General features: G+C 36.2%; 12 protein-coding genes and 1 pseudogene. 6 read left to right on the plus strand and 7 right to left on the minus strand.

Annotation, left to right across the window (positions count from 1 at the left end):
- Positions 1-2: 2 nt before the first annotated feature.
- The gene (locus tag RMO03_RS11225) at positions 3-2,012 is read right to left on the minus strand and encodes a fumarate reductase/succinate dehydrogenase flavoprotein subunit (RefSeq protein ID WP_309642196.1); all 2,010 of its coding nucleotides are present in this window, start codon (positions 2,010-2,012) and stop codon (positions 3-5) included.
- Positions 2,013-2,016: 4 nt separating this feature from the next.
- On the minus strand, positions 2,017-2,853 hold the full coding sequence (locus tag RMO03_RS11230; protein ID WP_309642197.1) for a succinate dehydrogenase cytochrome b subunit: 837 nt from the start codon (positions 2,851-2,853) through the stop codon (positions 2,017-2,019).
- Positions 2,854-3,120: 267 nt separating this feature from the next.
- Here RMO03_RS11230 and RMO03_RS11235 point away from each other — a divergent pair, with 267 nt between their 5' ends.
- The 6 genes and pseudogenes from RMO03_RS11235 to RMO03_RS11260 all read left to right on the plus strand — a co-directional run bounded on the left by RMO03_RS11235 (position 3,121) and on the right by RMO03_RS11260 (position 7,214).
- Positions 3,121-3,711, plus strand: coding sequence for a Crp/Fnr family transcriptional regulator (locus tag RMO03_RS11235; RefSeq protein ID WP_309642198.1), 591 nt, complete (start codon positions 3,121-3,123; stop codon positions 3,709-3,711).
- Positions 3,712-3,783: 72 nt separating this feature from the next.
- Positions 3,784-5,076 carry an aminopeptidase P family protein gene (locus tag RMO03_RS11240; RefSeq protein WP_309642199.1) on the plus strand — a complete coding sequence of 431 codons (1,293 nt, stop codon included), beginning with the start codon at positions 3,784-3,786 and terminating at the stop codon, positions 5,074-5,076.
- A 3-nt stretch (positions 5,077-5,079) separates the two neighbouring features.
- Entirely contained in the window at positions 5,080-5,424 is a 345-nt protein-coding gene (locus tag RMO03_RS11245) for a nuclear transport factor 2 family protein (RefSeq protein WP_309642200.1), read from the plus strand.
- Positions 5,424-5,930, plus strand: a complete 507-nt coding sequence (locus tag RMO03_RS11250) for a GNAT family N-acetyltransferase (protein WP_309642201.1) — start codon at positions 5,424-5,426, stop codon at positions 5,928-5,930. The genes RMO03_RS11245 and RMO03_RS11250 overlap by 1 nt, the downstream gene beginning before the upstream one ends.
- Positions 5,931-6,019: 89 nt before the next feature.
- Positions 6,020-6,286 (plus strand): annotated as a pseudogene (locus RMO03_RS11255) (DHCW motif cupin fold protein); the annotation flags it as partial.
- A 145-nt stretch (positions 6,287-6,431) separates the two neighbouring features.
- On the plus strand, positions 6,432-7,214 hold the full coding sequence (locus RMO03_RS11260) for an alpha/beta fold hydrolase (RefSeq protein WP_309642202.1): 783 nt from the start codon (positions 6,432-6,434) through the stop codon (positions 7,212-7,214).
- An 11-nt stretch (positions 7,215-7,225) separates the two neighbouring features.
- On the opposite strand, the gene RMO03_RS11265 is transcribed toward RMO03_RS11260, so the two are convergent.
- The 5 genes from RMO03_RS11265 to RMO03_RS11285 form a co-directional block, all read right to left on the minus strand.
- Positions 7,226-9,730: an XrtN system VIT domain-containing protein gene (locus tag RMO03_RS11265; protein ID WP_309642203.1), complete on the minus strand. Its 2,505-nt coding sequence runs from the start codon at positions 9,728-9,730 to the stop codon at positions 7,226-7,228.
- 25 nt (positions 9,731-9,755) lie between these two features.
- Positions 9,756-12,512: a PD-(D/E)XK nuclease family protein gene (locus RMO03_RS11270; protein WP_309642204.1), complete on the minus strand. Its 2,757-nt coding sequence runs from the start codon at positions 12,510-12,512 to the stop codon at positions 9,756-9,758.
- A gap of 63 nt (positions 12,513-12,575) precedes the next feature.
- The gene (locus tag RMO03_RS11275; RefSeq protein ID WP_309642205.1) at positions 12,576-13,982 is read right to left on the minus strand and encodes an OmpA family protein; all 1,407 of its coding nucleotides are present in this window, start codon (positions 13,980-13,982) and stop codon (positions 12,576-12,578) included.
- A 111-nt stretch (positions 13,983-14,093) separates the two neighbouring features.
- A complete protein-coding gene (gene kbl, locus RMO03_RS11280) occupies positions 14,094-15,287 on the minus strand; it encodes a glycine C-acetyltransferase (RefSeq protein ID WP_309642206.1) in 1,194 nt (397 codons plus the stop codon).
- A gap of 19 nt (positions 15,288-15,306) precedes the next feature.
- The gene (locus RMO03_RS11285; RefSeq protein WP_309642207.1) at positions 15,307-18,468 is read right to left on the minus strand and encodes a UvrD-helicase domain-containing protein; all 3,162 of its coding nucleotides are present in this window, start codon (positions 18,466-18,468) and stop codon (positions 15,307-15,309) included.
- Positions 18,469-18,552 lie beyond the last annotated feature (84 nt).

Raw genomic sequence — 18,552 nt, forward strand, 5'->3', positions numbered from 1 at the left:
TTTTATTTGTAGTTTCTAGCTGCGATTTTAATAAACTCGTATTTCAATTCTTCTTTGTGAAGTGCTTCTTTGGTGATGTCATCGCCTTGATATTCCCATGCTCCAACAAATTTAAAGTTCTCATCGTCACGCAATGTTTCACCTTCAGCATCTTGATATTCTTCACGGAAGTGACCGCCTGCGGATTCTTTACGTTGCAATCCATCCATTGCCATCAATTGTCCGAGTTCGATGAAATCGGCTACTCGTAGTGCTTTTTCGAGCTCTGGATTTAATTCGTCTGAACTTCCTGGAACATATACATCTTTATAAAATTCTTCTTTTAATTGACCAATTTCAGCTATGGCTTCTTGCAGACCTTTCTCGTTTCTGCCCATTCCAACTTTATTCCACATAATCAATCCCAAACGTTTGTGGAAATGATCGACGGTTTTAGTTCCATTGTTGTTTAAGAACATATCGATCGTTCCTTTCACTCGCTTTTCTGCTTCATCAAATTCAGCTGAATCCGTAGCGATTTTTCCTGTTCGGATATCATCTGCCAAATAATCCGAAACCGTGTAAGGCAAGACGAAATAACCGTCAGCCAAACCTTGCATCAACGCCGAAGCTCCCAAACGATTCGCACCGTGATCAGAAAAATTGGCTTCACCGGCTACGAAACAACCCGGAATTGTTGATTGTAAATTATAATCAACCCAAACGCCACCCATGGTGTAATGCACCGCCGGATAGATTTTCATTGGTGTTTCATATGGGTTTTCGTCTGTGATTTTTTGATACATCGTAAACAAATTCCCGTACTTTTCTTCAAGCCATTGCTTTCCTAAAGCCGTAACTTCTTCAGCCGTTGGATTGTGATTTCCTTTAGCATAAGCGGTTTGCTTTCCTTTGTTTTGGATTTCAGTTGAGAAATCTAAATAAACACCTTCATTAGTATCATTCGCTTCAATACCGAAACCGGCATCGCAACGCTCTTTTGCAGCTCTTGAGGCTACATCTCGAGGTACTAAATTCCCAAACGCAGGATATCTTCTTTCTAAGTAATAATCTCTATCTTCTTCTGCAATTTGTGTTGGTTTCAATTGACCAGCACGAATAGCTTCAGCGTCTTCTTTTTTCTTTGGAACCCAAATCCGTCCTGAGTTTCTCAATGATTCTGACATCAATGTCAATTTCGATTGGTTGGTTCCGTGAACTGGAATACAAGTTGGGTGAATTTGTACATAACACGGATTAGCAAAATAAGCCCCTTGTTTGTGTATTTTCCATCCTGCAGTAACGTTACTTCCCATCGCGTTGGTGGAAAGGAAATAAACGTTTCCATAACCTCCCGAAGCAATAATGACAGCATGTGCTGAGTGTCTTTCTAATTCTCCTGTTACTAAGTTTCTGGCAATAATACCACGGGCTTTTCCATCAACTTTAACCAAATCCAACATTTCATGACGGTTGAACATTTGAACGCGCCCTAATCCGATTTGTCTTGATAAAGCAGAATATGCACCTAACAATAATTGTTGTCCTGTTTGTCCGGCAGCGTAAAACGTACGTTGTACTTGCGTTCCACCAAACGAACGATTGTCTAACAATCCACCGTAATCACGAGCAAAAGGAACGCCTTGTGCTACACATTGGTCGATGATGTTTGATGACACTTCTGCCAAACGGTGTACGTTCGCTTCACGCGCTCTGTAATCGCCACCTTTGATTGTATCGTAAAATAAACGGAACGTACTGTCACCGTCGTTTTGATAATTTTTAGCAGCGTTGATTCCGCCTTGAGCCGCGATTGAGTGCGCTCTTCGTGGTGAATCTTGAAAACAAAATGCTTTTACATTGTAGCCCATTTCTCCGAACGAAGCCGCAGCGGAAGCGCCTGCCAAACCTGTTCCTACAACAATGATGTCGATTTTTGGACGGTTGTTAGGAGCTACTAATTTTAAATGGTCTTTATAGTCTGTCCATTTATCTGAAATGGGACCTTGAGGTATTTTTGAATCTAATGCCATTGGATTATGCTTTTAGAAAAAAATGAATGTATATTGGAATAATCGCAAACAACAACGGAACTACAATCGCAAATCCTTTTCCAAATGCTTTGATTGCCGGTGTATATTTGGGATGATTCAATCCTAAACTCTGGAAAGCACTGCTGAAACCGTGCAATAAGTGAAATGCCAAAATGATCATCGACACTACATACAACAAAGTAAACAACAAACCATATTGCGCATCTTGGAAGAAAGCCAAAGTGATTTTGTATAAATCTTTGTAGCCTTCTTTGATTTTCACATTAGCACCTGCATCATAAAAATCCGTTCTGTCTTTAATCAAAATCATTTTCTGATCCACTTGCGCTTTTGGCAAATAACCGCCATCAGTAGTCACATAAAATTCTTGTGATTGACCTTGAGCACTGATGGTAACGGTTTGCAACGGCATCTTTTCATCAAAGTGCATTTTGGCCCAAAAACTCACCATGTGCGTTACAATAAAAATCAAAATGATGGTTCCCATAACCGCCATATTTCTCGATGCCCAAGGACTGTTCGCCGACGGATTGTTTTTCGCGTACCCAATCGGACGCGCTGCTTTGTTTTGAAAAGCCAGCATAATACCGTCGAATGCGTGAAAAAGAATGGAAATGTAAGTGAGGTAAGAAAGTATTTTTACTGCCGGATTGGAAGTCATAAACAAAGCGTATTTATTAAAATTCAACGCATTGTGAGGAACCAGTAACTGAAGATTTCCCGCTAAATGACCACTTAAGAACAAGCATAAAAATAAACCTGTTAGAGCCATCCAATATTTCTTTGCTAGGGATGACTTTAAAAATGCAGATTTTGCCATAAGATTAGAATAGTTTGTTTTAAAAATCACACAAAAATAAGGCTATTTGAATTTAACTACAACCTTTTCGCCGTAATTTATAATGATTTTAAAATGTTTCATTAAAAAGATTATGAAATGTTTAAAGAATACCGTTTTAAACCTTTAATTTCAACACTTTACTTCAACAAAATTAGCTTTATTGAATGTCTGAAAAAACGAAATTTCTTGTTTAATACATCACTCCTATTGCAATTCTTTTACTTTTGTTGAAATTTAATTCGATAAATGAAATCTCAGGAAATGAAAAGCAGTTTGCTTGAAGATATGCAACTCATGGTTGGTGATGTTTCGTTGGAAAATCTCGTCGATCAATCGAAGGATTCTTTTCAATTATTGAATCTCAAAAAAAACGAATTTCTAGTTAAAGAAGGCGAAGTATGTCAGTATTTCTGCTATGTCGAAAACGGCATTTTACAACACGAGATTGTCATCAATGATGAAGAAATAACTACTTATCTGGCATTACGCAATACATTCACGGCTTCGCTCAACAGTTTCTTGTTCAACAAACCTTCTCGCAAAAGCATCAAGGCGATTTTCGATTGCAAGTTGTGGGTTTTAGATATTGAGACTTTCCGTGAACTCATCAAAACCAACGAAGCTTTTCATCAATTCTATTACAATTTAATCGAAAAACAAATCTGCCTCATTGATGATTATCGAATTGATTTACTGACACTCACTCCCGAAGAACGCTACAAAAAATTGCTCACCACAGAACCGCATTTGATGCAGCAAGTGCCTCTACATTATCTTGCTTCGTTTCTCGGAATTTCCTCAAGACACATGAGCCGTATCCGGAAAAATATAAAATAACGCCATTTGGCTAGTCGATAAGAAAATTGTTTCCTTAATTTTGAGTTCAAATCAATCTCAAAAATAAGAACAATGAAATACCATCAAATTGACCGACAACTTTTTATAAAAAACCGCACAAAATTTATTGCTCAAATGAAACCAAACAGCGTTGCGGTGTTTAACTCCAATGATATTTATCCGGTCTCCGCAGACAGCAGTTTGCCTTTTGCACAGCACCGCGATATTTTCTATTTATCTGGTGTTGACCAAGAAGAAAGCGTGTTGTTGCTTTTTCCTGAAGCGCCTTACGAACACCAACGTGAGATGCTTTTCCTCAAAGAAACCAGCGAACACATTGCGATTTGGGAAGGCGAAAAACTCACCAAAGACCGTGCATTCGAAGTGTCTGGAATCAAAACTGTGTATTGGCTGCAGGATTTTCATAAGATTTTAAATGAAATGATGACGTATAGCGACACCATCTACATCAATACCAACGAACATTACCGCGCTGCCGTTGAAACTGAAACTCGAGAAGACCGCTTCGTCAAATGGTGGAAAGCCAAATATCCTGCGCACCAAGTGGCGAAAAGCAATCCGATTTTGCAGCGTTTGCGTTCGGTCAAAGAAAGTGAAGAACTCGATTTGATTCAACAAGCTTGCAATATTACCGAATTGGGCTTCCGTCGTTTGTTGCCTTTTGTAAAACCCAATGTAACGGAATATGAAATCGAAGCCGAATTAATCCACGAATTCATCCGCAACCGTTCGAAAGGTTTTGCCTACACACCCATTATTGCTTCGGGCAACAATGCCAACGTTTTGCATTACATCGAAAACAACCAGCAATGCAAAGCCGGTGATTTGATTTTACTCGACGTAGCTGCGGAATATGCCAATTATTCAAGCGATTTATCGAGAACGATTCCGGTTTCAGGTCGATATAACGAACGTCAAAAAGCGGTTTATAATGCCGTGTTGCGCGTAAAAAACGAAGCCACTAAAATGCTTACGCCAGGAACTTTATGGAAACAATACCATGTTGAAGTTGGCAAACTTATGACTTCAGAATTGCTTGGTTTAGGCTTGATAGACAAAGCCGATGTGCAAAATGAAAATCCGGACTGGCCCGCTTACAAAAAATATTTCATGCACGGAACGTCTCACCATATGGGACTTGACACACACGATTACGGTTTATTAAACGAGCCAATGAAAGCCAATATGGTGTTTACGGTTGAACCAGGGATTTATATTCCGGCTGAAGGATTTGGAATTCGTCTTGAAGACAATGTTGTCGTTCAGGAAAAAGGCGAGCCTTTCAATCTGATGCATACGATTCCAATTGAAATTGATGAAATCGAAAGTTTGATGAACGCTTAGATCATGGATGCTCAAAAATTCGCAAAAGACTGGATTGCTGCTTGGAATTCACATGATTTGGATATAATTCTTGACCATTATACCGACGATATTGAAATCACGACTCCGATGATTAAGCTCGCGGCAGGTATTGAAAGTGGTTCTTTGAAAGGCAAAAATGCTGTGCGTGATTATTGGAGCAAAGCGCTTCAAAGAATTCCCGATTTGCATTTCGAATTGCTGGATGTAACTCAAGGCGTAGATTCTGTAGCTTTATATTATAAATCGGTCATGAATAAAATGGCCGTGGAAGTCATGTTTCTCAACGAGGCTGGAAAAGTCTATAAAATGATAGCGCATTATACTTAATGAAAACCATAATTGAAACCGAACGGCTGAGATTGCGCGAATTTACATTTGACGATACCGCTTTCATCATAACGCTTCTAAATAGTCCAGGATGGATTGAATTTATTGGTGAACGCAATGTAAAGACCACCGAACAAGCTAAGATCTATCTCGAAAACGGACCCATGAAAATCTATGAAAATCACGGCTTCGGACTTTGGATGGTCGAACTTAAAAACGACAAAACACTGATTGGTATGTGTGGTATTTTGAAACGCGACACACTCGATTTTCCTGATATTGGTTTTTGCCTTTTACCCGAATTTTCAAGAAAAGGTTATGCTTATGAAAGCGCCAATGCTACGATGACCGTGGCTCGTGAAACTTACAATCTTGATACCATCTGCGCCATTACATTAGCTAACAATATACCATCTATAAAGCTTTTGGAGCAATTGGGTTTGCAATTTATTTCGACGATTCAATTTCCCGATGACCACGAAGAATTGATGTTATATCGCAATTAAGACTACTTATGAATATTCCTTTTCAAACTATCGATTGGACATTAATTCCAAAAACGGAACATCAAGGTGAAACCTGAACTGCCTATTGGCAAACGATTCAATTCCCAGGATTAAGAATTCGTCTTGTAACCTACACTGTCGGTTATATAGCGAATCATTGGTGTCAGAAAGGCCATATTGTTTATTGTCTTGAAGGCGAATTTGTCAGCGAATTGGCTACCGGCGAACAATTGACATTAACCAAGGGAATGACTTATGTTGTCTCTGACGATTTGAGCAGCCACCGTTCTATTTCAGAAAATGGGGTCAAATTATTGATTGTTGATGGTGATTTTTTACTTCCGGATTCGCTGTAAATTTCCTTATTTTTGCTTCATAAATAATTCGCCTCAAATGTATCGGATAGCCCTAGCCCTGATAGCAGTGGAAATCCTTTTGTTCTGGGGTTCAGAACAAAAGATTGGGAACGTATAGCGGGAATAGCTTCTGAAAAAACAAATTTTGAAACAACATCTTTACAAAAATATTCATGTCACTTATACTGATTCCGGCAAAGGAACGGCGATTGTATTGCTTCATGGTTTCTTGGAAAATCAAGGAATGTGGCAAGCAATGATTCCCGAATTGAGTAAAAAACACCGCGTCATTACTATTGATTTATTAGGCCACGGACAAACGGAATGTTTGGGTTATATCCACGGAATGGAAGATCAGGCGGACATGGTTCATGATATTTTATCGGGTTTACGCATTCGCAAAGCGATAATAATCGGGCATTCGATGGGCGGTTATGTGGCATTGGCTTTTGCGGAATTGTATCCTGATTTTATGAAAGGTTTGGTGTTGATGAATTCGACTTCACTTGCCGATAGTGATGAAAGAAAAACGAATCGCGATCGCGCCATCAAAGCGGTTAAGAAAGATTATACCGCTTTTGTTAGATTGTCGATTGCTAATTTATTCAGCGAGGACAACCGAACGCGATTGACTGAGGAAATCGAAAAAGTAAAACTTGAAGCTTTAAAAACACCACTTCAAGGCATTGTTGCTGCTTTAGAAGGAATGAAAATTAGGAAAGACCGTGAAGTTTTATTGCATTTCGGACCCTATCAGAAACTACTGATTTTGGGTAGAAAAGATGGCGTTTTAAATTATGATGAAAATCGAAATCAGATTGAAAACACGAATGTTGAACTGGTTACTTTTCCCGATGGACACATGAGTCATATTGAAAATTCGGGCCAAGTTTTGAAGGCAATTGGTGAATTTTTGAAAAAAATATAACCCGATTTGATTTACATCATTTCTTTCAATTTTATTTTATTGAAATAGAAGAACGCTAAAATCAAAGCAACGACAATCAAAATCCATCGATGGCCTATTGGTGCGGCAGAACCTTCATTTATATTGGCATTCCCTAATGTATTTACATTCTTTTCAATACCATTTTTTTTGTAATCTTCATCCGTTTCAAGAACAATCAGCGAAGATATGGGTGTGACAATATTAGCATCTTTAGCCAACGTAACATAGGGATTACTTGCTGTCGAATCTTGTTGAATTTTGACTTGTTCCTCTAAAACTTTTCCAAAAGCATACATTCTGTAGATATGATTAGAACCGTTACTAACCGAATTCGCTTTTTTGGGTTGCTGTTGAATGCAGATGTTCGAAGGTTCAATAGCAACGCTGTTTTCCGGTTTTTTTAATGATATAAACTGATTGTTATTGATGAGTTGAATAGCGCTTTTGATATTTGTGTTGCTATACTCGACATACTTTTGCTCTTTTATGGTTTGCCAAAAAGGATTGATATCTTCAGAAATATTGATTACTCTAATCTGCTTTTGCTTGACTTCAGATTTAATTTTTTTGAGATAATCGGATGCTTCCAATTCTTCGAAATTTGCAGAAAAAGTGCCGCATTTTGTGACAACAAGACTGTTTTCATGAAGCAAATAAAGTGGTAATAATGAATAATGCAGGTTTATAAATTGTGATAAAACAACTTCATAATTGGCGTCGTTAATTTCTTGTTTTTGATTGTTATAGTAGGTGAAATATTTTTGATCTTTTTGATTTAAAAAAGCTTTTACTTCATCTGTTGTCCAAAAACTATTGAGATCTAAGATGATTTCACTAGGTGTAAATTGGGATGTTTCTTTTTCTATTTTGTTTATTCTATATTCGTTATCCTTCCAAACAAAGGTTCTTGAAAATGTTTCATTATCAATAGGTACGATTGCTTCCCATGTTTCCAAACCTTTCGATTTGTTGGTGTAAAAACCGTTATTCAATTGAAAATTTTTATTCGCTGTAAACTTTTGATTGCCTACCATTTGAATTCTGGAAATCGTTTCCGCATTCGATATATTGGGTCCTTTGATATTTAAACTTTGATAGGACATTTGATTGTTTGCCACTTTTAATGGTGTTGTAAATCCACATTTAAAAGTGCGTGGCAATTTATAGCTTATCGGAAAAACCCTAACCACCACTTTATTACCTTCTTTCCATTGCATCAACGATGGGTCGCGCGCTTCAACGCCTACAATCTGACGGTAGGCATTTTGGGCTTTTTCTTTAGTCGTCAAAACACCTTTGCGTTCTATACCGTTTACCCATAACGAAAGTGATGTTGCTACAGAACCTTCAGGCAATTGAAAAGAATAAATGGCTTCTCTTTTATCCCAAAGATCATCTTTATCGCAAACTACATCCATGGTGATTTCGGTATATGCCAGGCGGTCGTTTGAATAGATCTTGATATCTTCTTTGATGTTTTTGGTGATTAAATCTGTTCCGCTCCAGAGTTGCTCTTCGGTTTCCAATCGTTTGTCGAAATTCGATTTCAGAATATTAATTCTATCGTCTTGGCTTAAATTAAAATCCTCAGAAAACAAATAAGCCACATTGATAAATGGGTTGTGTATCTTTCTTTCGTTGAATTGCTTTTCTCCAAACGTATCGAATCCTTTAAATTCAAAGAAATTATCGGTACAGACATACACAATGTCTTTTTTGAGTAAGATTTCATTTAAGAAATTAGGATTGAGGTTTTGGGAAATGACGATATAGTTAGGCAAGTCGTCATTACTTTCAAATGATTTGGTAACAGTGTATTGATTTAAATGCTGACATTCTTCATTAAGCTTAAAAGTAAAAAGGGTTAAAGCCACAATAACAGCAATAATTCCTGTGCTAAAAGGCAACAGGTTCTTTTGGCTATTGTAAAACTCTTTTCCTAATGTGTAGCTATGACTCACAAAGACAATCAAAGGAACCAATCCGTAAAAACCAATTCCGATAGCGAAAATTCCGATTAGTGAAATCGGTATAAAAGGAATTAAATACATCATGAAATAAACAATCAATAGCAATGAAAATCCATTGATGAAATAACACACCGCTGCAGCATACTTATTTTTAAGTTTACTGTATACAAAGAAATTAGAAAGGCAAAACAAAAACGTTACAACATAAACCCAAACCGGAAGATTTTCAAAAACATTGATAAAAATATTCGCACAAAAACAACCTATAAACCAATTTAAAAACAGAAAAGGAATCAGATGTAAGTATTCTGCCCTGTTTTTTAAGACTTTAATGGATAGAATGACTCCGTAAAGAAATTCTATAATCAGACTGAAAAAACAAATCATTCCTAAATTGTCGTTGTTATAATTGACGCTTACAAGTGAAATAATCAGCATTAGAACACTAAAAATGGTTACTGCTAAACTAACTTTCACGTTCGATTTGTTTGCGTAATTTACAAATGCTGCGATTTCGTTTTTCATCTTTTGATTATTAAAATAAATAATATTAAACTTTCTCTTCGAAAGCCATGTCTTGATTTAAAATTTTTTGTAATAATACAACTATTTGCTCGGTAAAATCAGCCAGTATCTGATCATCGATAATAGAAATGGCTTCTTTATCTTCTTTGAAACTGAACGGCAAAAATCCTGCTTTTAAATTTTTAAACGAAATAATTCCAGCTTCCATGGGTTTGCTTTCAGATTTTTCTTGATACATATAAGCATACGCCAAGACTTGAATTATTTTGTCGTTTTTAAGATCGTCTGTGAGCGCATTCCATGTTTTTAAGGCAACACTTCGCTTTTCTACTTTTCCGGTCTTATAGTCGATGATTCTGATGATTCCGTTGCGTTCTTCGATTCGGTCGACATTGCCTCGAATCAAAACAGGAAAAGGCAAATCAGGATGTTCGATCTGGCGTTCGAAAGTTTGCTCTAAAGCGATTATTTTTAATGCATCACCGTTTTTCAAACTTTCTAATTCCAATTGCAGGAAATTGTATACATGACGTTTGGCCACTTCGAAAGCCAATAGGTTTCTGCCTTTTTTGATTTCGCCTTCTTTGTAAACCAATCTAAATTGATTTAGAACTTCTTGATCCAGTTGATTCAAGCAGATATTGATATCTTTTTCATTGATAAATCGACCGACAAAAGGTTCATATAAAACTCTTAAAGTTTCATGAATAATGGTTCCGAGTGTATTCAATGCAATATTTTCCTCGACTTCTTCTACTTCACGGATGTGCAGAATCTTTTGAAAATAAAAATCAATCGGGTTTCTAATATAGCTCGTTAATGCCGAAGGTGAAAACCCTTTTTCTGCAATTTCCTTAAGACGAATCATAACCGAATCTGACTTTGGAATTATCACGGGATCGTGCGCCAATTCTGGCAAAATCGCATTGTATATTTCGTGTGTCAATTGATGATTGGGTTGCTTTTCGATTTCGAGTTGGGTGATGAAACGGCTTTTTTCACCGGCATCGATTCCGTCGCTTTCGGTGTTGTACAACAAATAAATATTTTTGGCGCGTTGTAATAAATGGTAGAAATGATAGGTATAAATAGCGTCTTTTTCTTTAAATGTCGGCAAATCGAATTCTCTTTTCACATCATACGGAATGAATGAATTTTGCGATTTTCCAGCCGGGAATTTTCCTTCATTCATTGAAGTAATAATAACGGTGTCAAAATCTAAAACGCGGCTTTCTAAAACGCCCATAATTTGCAAGCCATTAAGAGGTTCGCCTTCAAAAGAAACTTCTGCTAATTCGATAATTTGCTTATAAATCGAATGCAATGTTTCTAGAGAATTGATGTGCGGATATTGCGAAGCGTAATTGATGAGCTTGTTGATGGTTTTAAAAATCGCATACACAAAAGCTTTGGTGATTTTTTCGTCTTGGCTTTCATTACTCAGATTGTTTTTGATGGTTTCTAACAAACTTGATATGGTTTTCAATACTGCAACAACACCATCATTCCATGGGTATAATAACAATTCCAGCAACTTGTTTTGTTGCCCTTGAATTTCAGCCACTTTTTTGTATGTAATAAAAGTATAATTCTGTTGGTTGATCCTTTTGACTAAATCTTCTGCATTGATGTAGGGTTCAACCAACGGATGTGTCAGGACATCAAGCAAATCTTTGTAATAAAACACATATTGGCTTCGGGAAGATGCACTGGTGTGCAGTTTGAATAATTTAGCAACCAATATTTGAACAGGATTATTTTTGCTGGAATAACCCATCGTAATATTCAAATTTTGAATTGATGCGGGAAGTGAATATAACAATGGAATTAAGATGTTTTCTTCACCAAGAACAACAGCAGTTTTATTGATGTTAAAATCAGGATTGGTGAGCATTTGTTGTTCGAGAATGTTTCCGACAATTTTAGCTTGCCCAATGGTTTTTGGAGTGCCGATTATTTGAATATTTTTGAATGCTGAAAAATCGTTGACAATCCATTCGAAAGGGTTTGATTGGTAGTGATTCCATTTTTGTTTAAAACGCCTAACAAATAGGCTTGCTTCGTGTGACGCATCGTTCAAAAAAACTTCATCAACATCCCAATAAATCTGAGCTTGATTGGATTCTAATAACTGCTGCACAATTTTTTCTTCGGCGGCATTCAAAGCATTAAAACCTGCAAACAAATATTTTTTATCGTTCTTGGTTTTAGAAAATACATCGATTTTTTTTACGGCTTCACGATAAATCATACCTTGGTATCCGACGCCTTTATTGGCTAAATAAGCATAAAACGAATGATAATAATTGGGTAATAATTTCCAGAATTCTAAATGCTTATTGATTAGCTCTGTTCTATTTTCAGCATCTACTGACCAATGCTCTATTTCTTTGATGTCATCGAGATACTTTAGAATTTTATTGGGCTCTAATAGATACCGATCGATTTCATTAAAATCTTGCAGTAATGTTTTCGCCCAATTCGCAAACAGTTCGAAAGGTTGTTGTTTTGATTTTTCTGTAATGGATAAGTATACTTCGTAAAACTCAAAAATTAATTCGATAGCATCAATGCTGCGAAGCTCGGCTATGTCTTGAATGAAATCTTCGATGCTGATGATTTCTGGGGCGAAAATGGTATTGTCAATTTGCTTCTTTAACGCTTCGATTAAGAAAATTTTAGCGCGTTTGTTTGGTAAAATAACAATGGTATTGGGTAATGTATCGCTGTAGTTTTCGATTAATACTTGGGCTATTTTATCAAGAAAAGAAGTTTTTGTCATGTTATAAAAATAAAAAAACGCCCCGATAAATCGAGGCGTTTTTGAGAAATATTTTTGAAGAAATTATTTTACCAATTTCACTTCAACTCTTCTGTTGTTAGCTTTACCAGCTTTAGTTTTGTTGCTGTCGATTGGTTTAGTTTCACCGTAACCTGCAGAAGTTAATCTTGAAGCAGCAATACCATTCTCAATTAAATAGTTTTTAACTGCTGCAGCTCTGTCTTCTGATAATTTTTGGTTAGCAGCATCTTTACCATCGCTATCTGTGTGACCTTCGATGCTAAAGTTAGAAGAAGGATATTCTTTTAAGATTGCAGCTATCGATTGTAAAACAGGGTAAGTTTGTTGTTGGAATGTTGATTTTCCAGAGTTAAACAAGATTGTTTTAGCATATGCATTCAATTTGTTTACTTGTTCTTCTGAGATTTCAGGACAACCATTGTTGGCAACAGTACCTTTAACATCAACACATTTATCATCTTTGTCTAATACTCCGTCTCCGTCAGTATCTGGCCAAGGACAACCACCATTTTCTTTTGGACCTTTCACATCTGGACATTTGTCAGATTTATCAGCAACACCGTCACCGTCAGCATCAGGACAACCGTTTAATGATTTTGGACCTGCAACTTCAGGACAAGCATCATCTTTATCAGCAATTCCGTCTCCATCTGTATCAGGACAACCTTGGAATTCAGGTAAACCGGCAACATCTGGACAAGAATCGCTTCCGTCGATAATTCCGTCACCGTCAGTATCAGGACATCCTTTGAATTGTTTCAAACCAGCAACTTCAGGACAAGCGTCATCTTTATCATAAATTCCGTCACCGTCAGTATCTTTTCCTCCAAATTTGAATGTCAAACCAGCAAAGTGTTGCATATGAGAAGGAACATTTTGTTCTGGAATTCTTGCATCTGTATCGAATGAATATTTATAAGTAGATTGGAAAGACAAACCTACCATTTCTGTGAACCAAAAAGTTAATCCAAAACCACCATTAGCAGTTCCGTAACTTGCTTTCCCCATTGAAGTATAACCTCCGCCAATGTGCATCGACGGGTCGATAACTTTCCAACCGAACATGTTAGCAAAACTATATTTAATTACTCCATCTGCAGCGTAGTAGCTTAAATCTCCCGGATTAATTACTGTATAATCTCCAGGCTCAGTAACTCTAGGCTCTACCCATCTTTTTATTCTGTTAACAGATCCTGTTACACCAAATGAAAAATTTCCACCAACGTGTCTTGAAACTGTAATGTATGAAACTGATGGAAGAATATTCCAGTTGTCTTTTACATTAAAATACTGAGAAAATTGGTCTTCTACTTTTGATGCAGCACTAACTCTAGTGTCTACGGCATTTGTTCCAAAGGAAATAGCCCATGGATTGTTACTATCTTGTGCTTGTGAACTTAGTCCGATAAACATTACCACAGCAGCAAATAATTTGTTAAGATGTTTCATACTTAAATTTTGTTAGATTACAATATTTTGTAAGGCAAAAGTAATACGTAATTTTTTAACTACAAAACGAAATGTTAAAAAAAACCAACTAAATCCTTAATGAGATGGCAATTATATAACATTTAACATTTGCCCGACTTCTTTAAAGGCTAAAATCGCTTTGTCAATGTGGTCTTTTGTATGAGCTGCAGAAAGTTGGACTCTAATTCTGGCTTTGTCTTTTGGAACAACAGGAAAAAAGAATCCGATGACGTAAATTCCTTTTTTTAAGAGTTCATTTGCCATTTTTTGAGACAATTTTGCATCATACAACATAACGGGCACAATAGCTGAGTCGCCATCGATAATGTCGAATCCTGCTTTTTTAATGCCTTCTTTGAAATATTGGGTATTCCATTCTAATTGATCTCTTAAAGTAGTTTCTTTTTCCAATAATTCGAAAACTTTGATCGATGCACCGACGATTGATGGCGCTAATGAATTTGAAAACAAATATGGACGAGACCTTTGTCGCAAAATTTCGATGATTTCTTTTTTAGCAGTAGTGTATCCGCCCATAGCACCTCCAAGCGCTTTTCCTAGTGTTCCTGTAATAATATCAACTCTGCCCATAACACCTTTTGCTTCCAAAGTGCCTTTGCCCGTTGCTCCAATAAATCCTGCAGCGTGACATTCGTCTACCATCACCATCGCATCATATTTATCGGCAAGATCACAAATTTTGTCTAACGGCGCTACGATTCCGTCCATAGAAAAAACACCGTCGGTCACAATCAATTTATATCTTGTTCCTGCTTCATTGGCTTTAATTAGTTGTTGTTCTAAATCTTCCATATTGCTATTTTCATAGCGATAACGAGCTGCTTTACACAAACGAACGCCGTCAATTATGGAAGCGTGGTTTAGACTATCTGAAATAATAGCGTCATTTTCATTTAATAGTGGTTCGAAAATCCCACCATTCGCATCAAAAGCGGCGGCATACAAAATGGTATCTTCTGTACCGTAAAACTCAGCAATTTTTTTCTCAAGGGTTTTATGTATGTCTTGCGTTCCACAAATAAAACGAACCGATGACATTCCGAAACCATGACTGTCTAAAGTATCTTTTGCCGCTTGAATTACTTCTGGATGCGATGATAATCCAAGGTAATTATTGGCGCAAAAATTCAAAACCGTTTCACCTGTTGAAATCGTAATTTCCGGTCCTTGCGGCGAAGTGATAATTCTTTCTTTTTTAAAAATACCATTTTGTTCGATGGTTTCTAATTCGTTCTGAAGATATTCTTTAATTTTTCCGTACATTTTTTGAGATTTTTATAGATTACAAATGTATTATTTCTATTGATTTTCCTATATAAATCAAGGCTTTTTTTGTTACTTTTAAATTCATTTTTTCAATCACTTCTTGATAATTTTCCAATTGCAATCTGTATTTTTCTTGATGCTTTCCTGTTTTATAATCCAATAGCAATACGTCATTAGTCGGGGTTAGAACCATTCTGTCAGGTTTTACAGTTTGCCCTTCGCTTTGAATGATACTTTGCTCATTAAAAATACGATTTCCAGAAGCGAAGTAATTTTCTAATTCTGGATGATGTGTAATTCCGTGAATCGCAGTAAGCACTTCTTTCTTTTGATTGTGTTGGATTAATCCCATTTCAATTGATTTGTGAATTGCTAAATCGATGTCGTGAGCAGTATTTATAAATGATAAAATTTCATGGATGACATTCCCGTATTCAATGGCTTCCTGTTGGTGCGTTCCCCATAACAAAGCTTCTTTTTGAGCTATTTTAATATGAATTGGGTTAAATCTTTCAGAAACATACGCAATCGATTTTGTTTGTTCCCTAGGAATTGATTCCTTAGATAATTTTTGTGAATTGCCAAATTCATAAGTTAGTTTATTTTCTTCAAAAACATTTTTTGCTATCAAATATTTAGTAAAAAAAGCCGCCATGTTATTTGGATAATCTCCCTCTTTTTTAGCTTTTACACTTTGAGAAATAAGATACAATTGCTCTTCTGCTCTTGTCAAAGCAACGTAAAGTATATTGATATTATCCAACAATTCTTCTTGCTTTTGTTGGTTGTATTTAATCGATGCTTTTTCTCCAAAACCGGTTACGGCTTTCGTATTATCGATTAAAACTTTAGGCAAACCAAAATCAGCTTCGTCGGCTTCGAGCCAAAGTTTGTCTTTGGGTTTTTTATCATAATCTTCATCAGCAAATGGAATAATAACAACCGGAAATTCTAATCCTTTCGATTTGTGAATCGTCATGATTTTGACTGCATTATTTCCTTCCGGTGATGGAATACTATGTTTGCTTGAATTCTTGTCCCAATAATTTAAAAAATCTGAAATCCCAGCTTGTTTATGGTAATCTCTTTCTAAAATAATGTCTAAAAAATATTGTAAATACGCATGGTTTTGTTTCGAGAAAATAAAAGCATTAATAATCACCTCAACGCTTTCGTATAAAGACTTCTTTCTAATGTTTTTAAATTTAATTGATATGTCAATTTTTTCAAGAAATGCTTCAAATTCAGGCTCGGTTTTGATTTCAATTCCTTGTGCGATAAAATCATGAATTGGCAATTCATTTTGACAGTTTTTAGCAATATAAAATAAGAAGCTTGCTTTGGATTCTATGTCAGCATCGTTTTTCAAATACCGTAAAACATGAATGATAAATTGTACTTCTGTAGCATTTTCAATCAACAATGTTTCAGAAGAAACTAATGGAATATTTTGCTCCGTGAGATAATTCGCAATCGCTATTCCTTGATCTCTTTTGCGGGTTAAAACAACGATGTCGCTATACACAAAACCTTCCGCTATCACTTTTTGAATCGTTTGAAAAGTAGCTCTACAATAGTATTCGTTTTTGTCTAATTCTTCATCAGATTCAAAATCGGTTTCGGAATTTTCGGTTAGTCGTAAAAAAGTAAGATTCACATAACCACCAATATTTTGGTTGGTTTTCTGATGGCTGTGATTTTCGTATAAATCTTTGTAATCTTCATTAATAAATTCCTGAGACAAAAACTTAAAAAAAGAATTGTTGAAAGAAATGATTTCAGAATAGCTTCTATAATTGGTGTCTAAATGGGTGATTTTTTTATCCGGATTGTTGAAGGGATTTTCATTTTTACTCAATGCGATAAATTGTTCTGCTTTTCCTCCGCGCCAACGATAAATAGATTGCTTTGGATCGCCGACAATCATCAAAGTCCCTTTTTCTCCGGCTTCATTCTGGCTCGACAAAGCATTTTCTATAAGCGGAATCAAGTTTTGCCATTGCAATTCAGAAGTATCTTGAAATTCATCAATAAAAAAATGGCGGTAGCGTTCGCCCAATCGCTCGTATATAAATGGCGCAGGTTGGTTTTGAATTTCGCGTTGAATCAAGGCGTTGAACTCTGCAATGGAAAGTACATTTTGTTCCTTCTGAATAGCTGTCAGTTTACTATTAATCGTTTGAAGCAATGACAGTGGCGTAATGTTTTTTAGAAATGCTTTATAGAAATCGCGTTGTTCAAAGTTTTTATAAATATCTTTTAGAATCAACAGCAATTCAGGTATAATGGCTTCAATAATTGCCCGATCATTAGCTGTTTTATTGATTTTGATATCGTCAAATTCAAAATATCTTTTGTTTTGTGGATTGTATTTTCCATCGAAGATGCTTTGCAAATGCTTTGGGAAATAGCCGCCCGAAAAGGATTTTAAATCGATGTTGTGCTTTTCAATTAAAGTAATAGCGTTTAAGGCAAGCTTCCCATTTTCCTTCTCAATATCTTGAATTGTGGCTTTAAGTTTTTCCTTTATTTCGATGAATGACGCAATATCTTTTTCGCTAAGATGTGTAATTTCTTCTCGGTTGTTTTCATTGAAAATGAGTTTTCCGGTTTCCAGAATTTCACGAGAAATATCCCAAGACTTGTCGTCATCGGTTTTCTCCATCGTGAAATCGATGAGTAATTTGGTGAGGATTTCATTTTCTCCGGCTTCGGCAATAATGGCATCGACAGCTTCCGTTAATAAGGCATCGGTGTCGAGTGTGACTTCGAAAGTTATTGGCAAGTCTAAATCGTGGGCAAATGCTCGGATGACTTTATGCGTGAATTTATCGATAGTCAGAATATCAAACGCGGCATAATTGTGAATGATATGTTTGATGATTTCCTGTGCTTTGATTTTAATTTGAGGTAATGAAAGCTTGGTTTCTGACGACAAAACCTGCATGAGTTGCTGCGCTTTTTCGTCGGGTTCTACTTTTGTAAATTCTGATAGATTGTGAACAATGCGGCTTTTCATTTCATGCACCGCTTTATTCGTAAAAGTGATGGCGAGAATATTTCGATAGGCATCATTTTTTTTAGCCGTCAGAATAATTTTGAGGTATTCTTTTACAAGCGTAAAAGTTTTTCCTGAACCGGCTGATGCATCGTAAAGCGAAAATGATGGTCTTTGCATTTTTGTAATAATCTCGATTGTTGTTTTTTAACCTAGAACCCTAGCCCCGATTACCTCACCAAGCATATATTTTTCATATGTGTT

Origin of the sequence: Flavobacterium sp. (assembly GCF_031411595.1) — a bacterium.
Taxonomy (GTDB): domain Bacteria; phylum Bacteroidota; class Bacteroidia; order Flavobacteriales; family Flavobacteriaceae; genus Flavobacterium.